General features: G+C 43.7%; 12 protein-coding genes. 4 read left to right on the plus strand and 8 right to left on the minus strand.

Translation table 11 applies throughout. The annotated features are described in order from the left end of the window. The first annotated feature begins 23 nt into the window (after positions 1–23). Together trmD and rplS are read left to right on the plus strand one after the other, a co-directional pair. On the plus strand, positions 24–785 hold the full coding sequence (trmD, locus tag R8O70_RS10750; RefSeq protein ID WP_033905595.1) for a tRNA (guanosine(37)-N1)-methyltransferase TrmD: 762 nt from the start codon (positions 24–26) through the stop codon (positions 783–785). A gap of 41 nt (positions 786–826) precedes the next feature. Next, positions 827–1180 (plus strand): 50S ribosomal protein L19, encoded by a 354-nt coding sequence (rplS, locus tag R8O70_RS10755; protein WP_005379971.1) that lies wholly within the window; start codon positions 827–829, stop codon positions 1178–1180. Positions 1181–2175: 995 nt separating this feature from the next. Here rplS and yacG read toward each other — a convergent pair. From yacG to nadC, 8 genes are all read right to left on the minus strand, one after another. Further along, on the minus strand, positions 2176–2370 hold the full coding sequence (gene yacG / locus R8O70_RS10760) for a DNA gyrase inhibitor YacG (protein WP_017635922.1): 195 nt from the start codon (positions 2368–2370) through the stop codon (positions 2176–2178). 158 nt (positions 2371–2528) lie between these two features. Further along, complete coding sequence (gene zapD / locus R8O70_RS10765; protein WP_017820392.1) at positions 2529–3269, minus strand: cell division protein ZapD; 741 nt, start codon at positions 3267–3269, stop codon at positions 2529–2531. 27 nt (positions 3270–3296) lie between these two features. Continuing rightward, positions 3297–3911: a dephospho-CoA kinase gene (gene coaE, locus R8O70_RS10770; protein WP_017635920.1), complete on the minus strand. Its 615-nt coding sequence runs from the start codon at positions 3909–3911 to the stop codon at positions 3297–3299. Next, positions 3912–4781 (minus strand): prepilin peptidase, encoded by an 870-nt coding sequence (locus tag R8O70_RS10775; protein ID WP_025768182.1) that lies wholly within the window; start codon positions 4779–4781, stop codon positions 3912–3914. It abuts the gene before it with no gap. Between the two features lie 64 nt (positions 4782–4845). Next, positions 4846–6069, minus strand: coding sequence for a type II secretion system F family protein (locus R8O70_RS10780; protein WP_171343192.1), 1224 nt, complete (start codon positions 6067–6069; stop codon positions 4846–4848). A gap of 23 nt (positions 6070–6092) precedes the next feature. Continuing rightward, on the minus strand, positions 6093–7778 hold the full coding sequence (gene pilB, locus R8O70_RS10785; protein WP_115386281.1) for a type IV-A pilus assembly ATPase PilB: 1686 nt from the start codon (positions 7776–7778) through the stop codon (positions 6093–6095). After that, entirely contained in the window at positions 7778–8212 is a 435-nt protein-coding gene (locus R8O70_RS10790; RefSeq protein ID WP_029803401.1) for a type IV pilin protein, read from the minus strand. Before R8O70_RS10790 ends, pilB begins: the two co-directional genes overlap by 1 nt. 263 nt (positions 8213–8475) lie before the next feature. Continuing rightward, positions 8476–9363, minus strand: a complete 888-nt coding sequence (gene nadC / locus R8O70_RS10795) for a carboxylating nicotinate-nucleotide diphosphorylase (protein ID WP_054576329.1) — start codon at positions 9361–9363, stop codon at positions 8476–8478. Between the two features lie 92 nt (positions 9364–9455). Here nadC and ampD point away from each other — a divergent pair, with 92 nt between their 5' ends. Next, the gene (gene ampD / locus R8O70_RS10800) at positions 9456–10007 is read left to right on the plus strand and encodes a 1,6-anhydro-N-acetylmuramyl-L-alanine amidase AmpD (RefSeq protein ID WP_005379985.1); all 552 of its coding nucleotides are present in this window, start codon (positions 9456–9458) and stop codon (positions 10005–10007) included. Positions 10008–10412: 405 nt separating this feature from the next. Further along, positions 10413–11180 (plus strand): pyruvate dehydrogenase complex transcriptional repressor PdhR, encoded by a 768-nt coding sequence (gene pdhR, locus R8O70_RS10805; protein ID WP_005379989.1) that lies wholly within the window; start codon positions 10413–10415, stop codon positions 11178–11180. The last annotated feature ends 39 nt before the right edge of the window (positions 11181–11219 follow it).

Here is an 11219-nt window from a genome sequence, read left to right on the forward strand (position 1 = left end):
CAAAATTACAGAGCGAGATAAACATGTGGGTTGGCGTTATTAGCCTTTTTCCAGAAATGTTCCGTTCTGTTACTGATTTTGGAGTAACAGGTCAAGCGGTTAAAAAAGGTCTTTTGTCGATTGAGACTTGGAATCCTAGAGATTTCACTCACGACAAACATCGCACAGTCGATGACCGACCTTACGGTGGTGGCCCTGGTATGTTAATGATGGTTCAGCCTTTGCGCGATGCCATTTATACCGCGAAAGCAGCCTCACCGGGCAAGACGAAAGTCATCTACCTTTCTCCTCAAGGTCGCAAGCTCGACCAGAAAGGAGTGGAAGAACTGGCAACGAATGAGAACTTGCTTCTGATTTGTGGTCGTTATGAAGGGGTAGATGAGCGCATCATTCAATCTGAAGTCGACGAAGAATGGTCGATTGGTGATTTTGTGATGACGGGTGGTGAGATACCAGCCATGACGTTAATCGACGCTGTCTCTCGGTTTGTTCCGGGTGTACTAGGGGATTTCGCGTCAGCAGAAGAAGACTCTTTTGCAAATGGCTTGTTAGATTGCCCTCACTATACGCGTCCAGAAGTATTGGATGACAAAGAGGTACCAGCGGTACTGATGTCAGGCAATCACAAGGACATTCGTCAATGGCGACTCAAGCAGTCGTTGGGCCGTACTTGGCTAAGAAGACCAGAGCTCCTGGAAAACCTAGCTCTGACTGACGAACAGGAACAATTACTTGCTGAGTTTGTTAATGAGCATAAAGCCATTAAAGAACATAACGCAAAGTAACCTAATTTATTTAGTATCAGTTTATTCTAGGAATTTAAAAAATGAGTAACATCATCAAAGCTCTTGAAGAAGAGCAAATGAAATCAGACCTACCTAAATTTGCACCAGGTGACACTGTTGTAGTTCAAGTTAAGGTAAAAGAAGGTGACCGTGAGCGTCTACAGGCTTTCGAAGGCGTTGTAATCGCAATCCGTAACCGTGGTCTACACTCTGCTTTCACTGTACGTAAGATCTCTAACGGTGAAGGTGTTGAGCGTACGTTCCAAACACACTCTCCAATCGTTGATAGCATCGAAGTTAAACGCCGTGGTGCAGTACGTCGTGCCAAGTTGTACTACCTACGTGAGCGTTCTGGTAAGTCTGCTCGTATCAAAGAGAAACTTGCTAAGAAGTAATGCTATAACTAGCGTTCTCATCTTAAACGGAGTCCTTTTAGGGCTCCGTTTTTTTATTTGTGTAATTAGCTTGCTCGTTTCTTTTCACCCGACCTGAACTGTCGATGCTCATGCACTGATGTACACTCCACGCCTCTGCCTTGCTGTGAATAGATTCCTGATGTCGCTATGGCTCCTCGGAATGACGGGAAATGATGGCCAAAGATTACAGGGTACCGCGGTTAAAATTCGTCATTTTGAATAGCGACGGAGGACCGTGATTCAGAGTCTACTAGTCGAGCATGCAAGTGTTTACGTTGTTAGCTTCATCCTTGCTATGAGTAGATTCCTGATGTCGCTATGGCTCCTCGGAATGACGGGAAATGATGATCAAATATTACTGGGTACTGTGGTTAAAATTCGTCATTCTGGATAGCGACGAAGGAGCGTGATTCAGAATCTACTAGTTGAGAATGTAAGTGTTTAAGTTGTTAGCTTCATCCTTGCTGTTAGTAGATTCTTAATGTCGCTATGGCTCCTCGGAATGACAGTAAATGATGGTCAAAGATTACAGAGTACCGTGGTTAAAATTCGTCATTCTGGGTAGCGACGAAGGAGCGTGATTCAGAATCTACTAGTTGAGAATGTAAGTGTTTAAGTTGTTAGCTTCATCCTTGCTATGAGTAGATTTCTGATGCCGCTATGGCTCCTCGGAATGACAGGAAATGATGGTCAAAGATTACAGAGTACCGTGGTTAAAATTCGTCATTCTGGACAGCGACGAAGGAGCGTGATTCAGAATCTACTAGTCGAGCATGCAAGTGTTTACGTTGTTAGCTTCATCCTTACTGTGAGTAGATTCCTGATGTCGCTATGGCTCCTCGGAATGACGGAAAATGATGGTCAAAGATTATATAGCACTGAGGTTCACATTCGTCATTCTGGACAGCGACGACGGAGCGTGATTCGGTTCCCCAAGAAGGAACCTAGGGTATTCCTTTACCCTAGGTCTCAATTTAATACTGGTCTTCAGACCAGCCATCACTGTCGGACATATCGGGTGCGCCTGGGATGGTGTTTTCTTCATCTGCCCATTCACCAAAATCAATCATTTGGCATTGTTTACTGCAGAAAGGGCGATGAGGACTTTGTTCTCCCCATTCTACGTCGGCGCCACATTGTGGACATTGAACGATGGTAACTTTAGACATAGTTGAGCGTCCCATTACTAATTGGTGTTAAAGGGTAGTATACCTAAACGAATTAAAGATGGCTTATTCAACGCGCTATTGCTGCTACGAAATTTTATCAAATATAAGCGCAATAAAGCGTTGAATTTTAGATTATGGAGGCGAGGCGTAGTGTCGTCTTAGCTGCACACAGCAAGTTCAAATTCAATATCTTGTGTGCATGCTTGACCGTTTTCAAACGACATGAACTTGATCGCAAAGCGGTTTTTATGGCCTGAAATCATAGGATACACGCCATATTCCATTGGGATGTGAAGTCTTAGAATGTTGGCTTCATCAGCGTCACTTTGGAAGAAACCTGCACGACCGATTTGAGCTTTGAAATGTCCGGTCTCTCTAGTGAGCTTTAACCATAACGAAAGCGCATCAGATAAGGGCTTTAAGCTTGCTTGCCACTGTTGTGCATCACGCTTTTTACGTTCAATAGGTAGATGAAGCCAGTAGTGTAATGCTGGCAGATCAAAACAGCATGAACCACCCGGTAGATTAAAGCGTTGACGGATAGAGCTTAGGAAGCGATCTTCTTTTAATGCTTGGCCAAAACGTTCAGCACTCATTAGTTGGCTATGAACGACATCTATCTCTTGTAGCAAGGTATTTAATGCGTCTTGATCGACACCATCAACATTGAGCCAATGGCGGTACGACAGCCGTTGCTTCTCAAGATCTTTAGCCAGTTCACTTTTCAGTTGGATTTGTTCGAAGATCTCAACCATATCGAATAACGCACGGAAAAACAGTTGATACTGATGATTTTCGCTAAACCCAGAGGCCAAGTGAGCCTGACGCAGCAGAGACTCCACTCTTAGATAAATACGAGTTTTCTCATTTAACGGATGTTCAAATTTGTGCGTGGTCATCGACATAAGCCTTTGTGAGTTTCGTTCCTATTTTCGCAGATTTTTCTTACACATGGCTAGGTACTTTTCGTGCAAATCTGTGATTTGAAGCAAAAGATCAGGGTCACTTGGATTATTCTTAACCACATCGTCTGCAAGCGCGAGCCTTTGCTCTCTTGATGCTTGAGAGGCAAGGATGGCGCGAACTTGATCTTCACTCACATTGTCTCGTTTCATCGTGCGAGATATCTGTGTATTCGGTTCTACATCGACGACAAGAACGCGATCACACAAACTATCTAGCTTGTTTTCTACGAGCAACGGCACCACAAGTAACGCATACTCTGAAGTGACTTGCTGCAAATCTTCGATCATCTTTTCACGAATTATCGGGTGCAACAGTGCGTTGAGCCATGCTTTTTCATCTGAATTCGAAAAGATTTTTTCTCTCAGCTTTGCGCGATCTAAAGTTTGGTCTTCACGAACGATATCGTGACCAAAGTGTTCAATAATCGCGTTTAGGCCGGGAGTACCTGGTTCGACAACTTCTCTTGCTACAATGTCGGCATCAACGATATCGATTTTAAATTGTTGTTTGAACAGATTCGCGACGGTTGTTTTTCCACTAGCGATACCACCTGTTAAACCAATAACCAAAGCCATTTACACTCCTAGAACTGAAGTAAAGTACCAGTTTAAAATCTGCTCGCCCCAAATTAAGCTTATCCAACCAGCAATTGCTAAGTAAGGACCGAAAGGGAAAGCTTTTTCAATTCCCTGCTTTTGCAAGCGTAGTTGAATGATGCCAAATACGATGCCAACCACAGAAGAAAGTAGAATGATCATCGGCAGTGACTGCCAGCCCAGCCAAGCCCCTAGTGCTGCTAGTAGTTTAAAATCACCATATCCCATTCCTTCTTTACCAGTAAGTAGCTTAAAGCCCCAGTAAACGGACCAGAGACATAGGTAACCAGCAATAGCACCAATGACAGAATCTTGTAGAGTAACAGGACTTATTTCGACTAATGCTAAGGCAATGCCAGCCCAAGTTAATGGTAATGTTAATTGGTCAGGTAACAACATAGTATCGAGATCGATAAATGTTGCAGCGATTAAGATAAAAGTGAAAAAGAGTAGTGCAACGGTAAAGTAACTAAAACCAAAGTGGTAAGCGACAAAGCCTGAGCAGAATGCAGTGAGCAGTTCAATCAGTGGATAGCGTGTGCTAATGGTTGTCTGACAGTTGTGACATTTGCCTTTTAAAAGCAGCCAGCTAATCACAGGAATGTTGTCGCGAATACGTATCGGTGTTGCGCATTTCTGGCAGGAGGAGCGTGGGACGCTCAAGGTCAGCACTTCTTTAGGAGGTTCTATTTTGTATTCAGGAAATGACTCGGCACATTCGCGTCGCCATTCTAGTTCCATGATTTTAGGTAGTCGATAAATAACCACATTGAGGAAGCTACCCACGATAAGACCGAAGATGGTGGCAAACACAACGAATAGCCAAGGGTAGTACTGGAATACTTCCATATTTGTCTCTTGAGCGATGAGTGAAATCAGCAAGATGCTGTTTTAAAGGAGTTAACAGCTCATTCTAGCCCAATACACTCATTAAGTTAAAGATTGGCAAGTACATTGCTGTCACTAATCCGCCAACAACGATACCTAAAAAAACGATAATTAGTGGCTCTAGAATTTTACTAAGGTTGTCGACGGTGTTGTCGACTTCAAACTCGTAGATTGTTGCAACTTTATTGAGCATATCGTCAAGTCGACCAGACTCTTCACCGATCATAACCATTTGTAACACCAATTCAGGGAACACATTACAGTTGCGCATGGCTACATACATTGGCATACCTGCGGCGGTATCACGGTAAACTTCTTCTATGGCGAGTTGATAGTGCAAGTTTCCTGATGTTTTTGATGTAGTTTTTAAACTGGTTAGAATTGGAATGCCCGCTGTAAAGCTTGTGGCGAGTGTTCGACTAAATTTGGCGATAGCGGCTTTTGATAATACAGGGCCCAGGACAGGAAATTTAAGCACAGAGCGGTTGAGCATTAAGCGAAAAGAATCTGAACGCTTAGAGAGGATTCTCGCCGAAATGAATAAACTAATGGAGCCTAGTGCGATAAACGGACTCCAGTTTTGTGTCCAGGCGGAAAGATCTAATACTTGCCTGGTAAACCACGGTAAGTCAGCACCAAAACCAACAAACATTTTTTCAAACTCGGGAATGACTTTGGTGAGCATGATAAACGACACGCCTAACGCTACTAGCACTACCATCGCTGGGTAAATCAGTGCTTTGATCACTTTCGCACGGAGTTGTTCATTTTTTTCTCGGTAGGTGGCTAAGCGCTCGAACACTTCTGCTAAGTTACCGGATTGCTCACCTGTGGCGATAAGATCGGTATAGAGTGGGTCAAAGTGTTCACTTGCAGTGCGCATGGCTTTTGACATGGGCGTCCCCGCTTCAACGGCGCGTGTCACGCTCATCAAAATGGATTTCATCTCTGCTTTTTTATGATTTTCTGAGACCAATTTTAAAGCCTGAACTAAGGGTACACCGGTTATCAACATCGTCGAAATCTGACGGGTAAACACCGTGATGTCTCTGCCTTTCACGCGATGGCTGAGTTTAGTGAGAAACGAGATACTGCTTTTCTTTAACTTCTTGATCTTGATGTGCTGTGCGTCTAGACGCTCGCGTACTTCAATTTCTGTCATCGCGAGGGTTTGTCCAGACGTCTTTTTGCCAGAACTGTTGATGCCTTTCCAGCGGAAGTTTTTAAGTTGTGTTGTAGTGCTTTTCATAGAGGTGACTGCTGATTAAAGGATTAAAAATAAAGTACGCGCTGTAGTTCACTAAAACTTGTGATCCCTTGTTTGAGTTTTTCTATGCCCGACATTTGTAACGTGCTCATACCATTTGCGATGGCGAGTTTTTCTAGTTCATGTACTGAGGCGCCTTTAATAAGCGCTTCGGAAAGAAATTCATCAAAGCGCATCACTTCATAAATTCCCGTTCGGCCGGAATAACCATGGGTACACTCATTACATCCATCGGGATTGGCTTTAAAAATGTTGTCGCTTGCTTGAATTCCAAGATGTTGTAGCTGAACGGTAAGCTCTTGTGATTGTTTACAGTGCGAGCACAGTTTACGGGCCAAGCGCTGGGCAATAATCAAATTAAGAGATGAGGCCAAGTTAAAGCTTTCTACGCCCATGTTTGATAAACGAATAACCGTTTCAGCCGCAGAATTGGTATGTAAGGTTGAAAGTACTAAGTGACCGGTTTGCGATGCTTTTATAGCGATTTCGGCGGTGTCTAAGTCACGAATCTCACCGACCATTACCACATCCGGGTCTTGACGTAAGAAAGAGCGCAGGGCTTCGGCAAAACCAAAACCAATCTTAGGCTGAACTTGAACTTGGTTAATGCCCGATAAGTTAATTTCTACTGGGTCTTCTGCCGTGGAAATGTTGATTTCTGGCTTATTGAGGATACTCAGCCCAGTGTACAGAGAAACGGTTTTTCCGCTCCCGGTTGGGCCTGTCATCAGAATCATGCCTTGTGGGCGACGCAGCGCATCCAAGTACAATTGTTTTTGTTGTTCGCTATAACCAAGCTTGTCGATATCCAATGACGCAGAGCTGCTGTCGAGCAGTCGTAGTACAATTTTCTCTCCGAATAGAGTCGGTAGCGTGGATACACGCATATCAATTGCGGTGTCTTGATTCAACTTGAGCTTAATACGCCCATCTTGTGGTAAACGTCGCTCTGCAATATCAAGTTTAGAGAGGATTTTGATACGAGCGGATAAGCGGCGACTTAAGTGGCTTGGTGGCTGCTGTGTTTCAATTAAGATGCCATCACAGCGTAGGCGCACACGGTACATCTTTTCATAAGGCTCAAAGTGGATATCGGATGCGCCTTTGCGCACAGCGTCCAACAGAATTTGGTTGATGTAACGGCTAACAGGAGACTCATCTTGGCTCAAGTCTTCAATGTTGTCGATTTCATCTGCGCCCACATCAACCAGATTGGCTAACTCTTCTTGGTTGATCTCTTTTAACCCGGACTTCTCATGACTCAATGAACGACCATATAAGCGTCGAATTGCCGCGCTGAGTTGACGAAAATCCGCCAACACCAATTCAATCTGTAAACCAGTGGCAAAGCGGAAATCGTCTTCTGCTTGTTGGTTCGTGGGGTCGGCAACGGCTAATAATAACGTTGAAGGTGTACGCTGGAGTGGGAGTGCGTTATGCCGTGTGATTAATTCCCTAAGGCCAAGTTGCTGACAAAGCGAGGCGTACTCGTACTGAGATAACTCGGGCTGATTTAATCCAAAAATAGAATTTAAATGTTCAGTGAGTTCGCGTGATGTAAATAACCCTGAACTGAGCAAAGCTTCCGGCATCGAAATGCCAGAAGCTTTGACTTGCTCAAGCAACGATTCTTCTTGGGAAAAAGCCAATAGTCCTTTTTGACGAAGAATCGTGGAGAGGTTGGTTTGCATTATGGGCAGCTATCAATAGATACTTTTGGGTTAGTATTATTTGTACAGCCCCAGGGTGTGTTTGGTGTCCTAGCATATTCGATGTCACCTGCTGCAGCATTGCCAGTATTAAATACAAATTTGAGTGTAGATTTTGCGTTTGAGGCTGCTCCAGCACCTTCAATTGATGCGGTAATATTGCCAAGGGCGTTCATAGTAGCGTTCCCACCGATGTCTCCTAAGTCGGAAGTAGCTGTGGTGTTGTTCTGAGTATATAAATCAGCATTAGTAAGTAATGACTTTAAAGTACCCACAGCAGAGGTTACAGCTGACTTTGCGACATAGTCTTTATATGCAGGGATTGCGACTGCTGATAACACACCAATAATTGCTACCACAATCATCAATTCAATTAACGTAAAGCCTTGCTGTTTTTTCTGTTTACTGTGTTTCATTTTCTTTCCTTCTTAATGAAATAAATAATGCCCTTGCATTAGCGAAGGATTATGGAGACTTCATAAAGGTTGAAAATGGGGAAGGGATGGGCTCTCGAGTGAGATAAAACTCTTTGGTGAAAAGTTGCATATCGCATGCAGAGTTTTGCGAGTAGTACTATTTTTTTAGTGGATAAAAAGAAAGGGCCAATTGGCCCTTTTAAATGATGAATTACTCACAACTCACTGAGTTAGTTGAAGTAATTTCAGATTTGTTGCTTTTATTATTTGAAGCGCATCGAAAGATCCATCGCTTTTAAATGCTTAGTCAACGCGCCTACCGAAATGTAATCGACACCGGTTTCTGCGTATTCTGCGATGGTCTCTAGCGTAATGTTGCCGGAGTTCTCTAAAGCGGCACGACCTGCGTTAATCGCTACGGCTTCACGCATCATTTCTTTTGTGAAGTTATCGAGCATGATGATGTCGGCACCAGCCTCTATCGCTTGTTTCAACTCTTCTAAGCTTTCCGTTTCTACTTCTACCGGTTTGCCTGGGTTAAGCTCTTTCGCTTTTTGGATGGCTTGAGTGATGCCACCACAAGCAATAATGTGGTTTTCTTTAATGAGGTAAGCGTCGAACACGCCGATGCGATGGTTAAAGCCACCACCACACGTCACGGCGTATTTTAGTGCGCTACGCAGACCAGGAATGGTTTTGCGTGTGTCTAGTAGACGACACTCAGTATGCGCGATTTTTTCAGCGTACTCTGCGGTAACTGTTGCGCAGCCAGACAACGTTTGGATGAAGTTCATTGCGTTACGCTCACCAGTCAACAAGTCACGAGCAGGGCCTGTCAGCGTGCAAAGGGTTTGGTTAGGTTCGACTTTATCGCCGTCCTTTACGTGCCATTCAATACTGACCTTGCCACCGAGCTGCTTAAAAACTTCATCTGCCCATGCTTGACCACAGAACACACCATACTCACGAGTAATAATCGTTGCGGTATTAACCGCATCGGCAGGGATCAAAGATGCAGTAATGTCATTATCTGCGTCGACACTGCCACCTAGATCTTCTTTTAAGGTATCAGCGACAGAGCGAGTGATCTCTAAAGGGAGTTGTTGTTTAAGGTATTCTAGGCGTTCTTGAATGTTGTGTGTGTTCTTCATCGCAAATCTTGTCTTGAAAGGGAGATGGCAACGAATGATACTCTCCGGTGTCAATAATTTCAGCAGTTAATTTGCAAAGTAGAGAGGTTGATATGCGCCCAATTATCGAGAATGGCTGGCTGACACAGGCAAAGCATGTTCCGTCACCATTTTTTGATGCTCGCTCTGATACAAACGACATCTCTCTGCTGGTGGTACACAACATCAGTTTGCCTCCTGGGCAGTTTGGTGGACCATATATAGAGGACTTCTTCACTGGCAAGCTAGACCCAAATGAACATCCATTTTTTGAAGTTATTCACAAAATGGGCGTTTCTGCACATTGCTTGATTAAAAGAAACGGCGAGGTTGTTCAATTTGTTTCTTTTCTTGATAGAGCATGGCATGCCGGTCAATCCAGTTTCGCAGGCAGGGAGCGTTGTAATGACTATTCCATTGGTATCGAGCTTGAAGGGACAGAATTTACTGCCTACACAGAAGCGCAATATCAATCACTTGCAGAGATCACTGAGGTGATTATGCAGTCTTATCCTCAAATCACCCCGCCACGAATTACCGGTCATCAATATATTGCGCCCTTGAGAAAAAGCGATCCTGGTCTAAGCTTTGATTGGGTGAAATATAGACTGCTTATACAGCGTTGATTTGTAGCGAAAGTGTAAATTCAAAAAAGCGAAATAAATAAGGCATACGATCAGGTATGCCTTTTTTTGATACCAGAAATATTAATGATTGTTAAAAGTTAACTACATTCTTACGCTCGTACATGCCGTTTTGGTGAATAAATAGACTGATAATTTTGTCATTTTCTGTATTTCTTTTCCAAAACTGCTAGCACGTCGACTTCCCATTTGTATGCTTTATGTAATTGGTCATACCAATTCTATTGCTGTTTTAACAGTCGATTGTTATCAGAGTGTTGGAAGTAAGCTCGTTCTATGATTTAGGTCAATTTTCGGCTGGACAGTGGCGTTTTAATTATGTTAATTTCTGCACCAACTTAAAATTGGTATTACCAATTACCTGCAAGAGTAGAAGAACAATAAATTATGGCTTATCAAAGGATTCGTCAGCCAAAACTCTCTGATGTTATAGAACAAGAGTTAGAAAGGTTGATAGTGGAAGGAACATTGTCTCCGGGGCAACAACTGCCTCCAGAGCGTGAACTGGCAAAACAGTTCGATGTGTCTCGTCCTTCAGTCCGAGAAGCCATTCAACGCTTGGAAGCGAAGCGTTTGTTGACTCGTCGCCAAGGTGGCGGAACATTCGTAAGTGAGAATATCTGGAAGAGCTTTTCAGATCCCTTGTTGAATTTGTTGTCTAGTCATTCTGAAACCCAGCTTGATGTGCTTGAGTCTCGTCATGCGATGGAAGGAATTTCAGCCTACTTTGCAGCTTTACGTGGTACCGAAGAAGATTTTGCGCGTATTCAAGGTTGCCTTGAGCGCATTAGCCAAGAGCAAGCAAACAACGATATCGAAGCTGAATCTGCGGAAGTGATGCAATTTTTGATCGCTTTGACAGAAGCCGCGCACAACGTGGTTCTGTTGCACATTGTTCGAAGCTTAGCGCCTTTGCTTGAGCAAAATATTCTACAAAATTTTAAATTACTACGTCGCCGCCCAGAAGCGGTCGAGAAAGTCAGTAAACACCGAGCCAATATCGTGGATGCGATTGTTTCTGGTCAGCCTGAAAAGGCGCGAGAAATGTCCCACTCGCACTTGGCTTACATCGAAGAAACATTGTTGGATTTGACTCGAGAAGAGTCTCGACGAGAGCGTTCTCTACGTCGAATTCAGCAGGGTAATGACTCGTAAGAGCGTTACTTAAATAAGTAGATCCAACCAACAGAAGGA

The sequence above is a fragment of the Vibrio sp. 779(2023) genome (assembly GCF_033344285.1).
In the GTDB taxonomy this organism is placed as follows: Bacteria; Pseudomonadota; Gammaproteobacteria; order Enterobacterales; family Vibrionaceae; genus Vibrio; species Vibrio alginolyticus.

Bases quoted from the DNA above. Each gene is read 5' to 3' on its own strand.
- trmD (WP_033905595.1), top strand. From the start codon at position 24: ATGTGGGTTGGCGTTATTAGCCTTTTTCCAGAAATGTTCCGTTCTGTT.
- rplS (WP_005379971.1), top strand. From the start codon at position 827: ATGAGTAACATCATCAAAGCTCTTGAAGAAGAGCAAATGAAATCAGAC.
- yacG (WP_017635922.1), bottom strand. From the start codon at position 2,370: ATGTCTAAAGTTACCATCGTTCAATGTCCACAATGTGGCGCCGACGTA.
- zapD (WP_017820392.1), bottom strand. From the start codon at position 3,269: ATGACCACGCACAAATTTGAACATCCGTTAAATGAGAAAACTCGTATT.
- coaE (WP_017635920.1), bottom strand. From the start codon at position 3,911: ATGGCTTTGGTTATTGGTTTAACAGGTGGTATCGCTAGTGGAAAAACA.
- R8O70_RS10775 (WP_025768182.1), bottom strand. From the start codon at position 4,781: ATGGAAGTATTCCAGTACTACCCTTGGCTATTCGTTGTGTTTGCCACC.
- R8O70_RS10780 (WP_171343192.1), bottom strand. From the start codon at position 6,069: ATGAAAAGCACTACAACACAACTTAAAAACTTCCGCTGGAAAGGCATC.
- pilB (WP_115386281.1), bottom strand. From the start codon at position 7,778: ATGCAAACCAACCTCTCCACGATTCTTCGTCAAAAAGGACTATTGGCT.
- R8O70_RS10790 (WP_029803401.1), bottom strand. From the start codon at position 8,212: ATGAAACACAGTAAACAGAAAAAACAGCAAGGCTTTACGTTAATTGAA.
- nadC (WP_054576329.1), bottom strand. From the start codon at position 9,363: ATGAAGAACACACACAACATTCAAGAACGCCTAGAATACCTTAAACAA.
- ampD (WP_005379985.1), top strand. From the start codon at position 9,456: ATGCGCCCAATTATCGAGAATGGCTGGCTGACACAGGCAAAGCATGTT.
- pdhR (WP_005379989.1), top strand. From the start codon at position 10,413: ATGGCTTATCAAAGGATTCGTCAGCCAAAACTCTCTGATGTTATAGAA.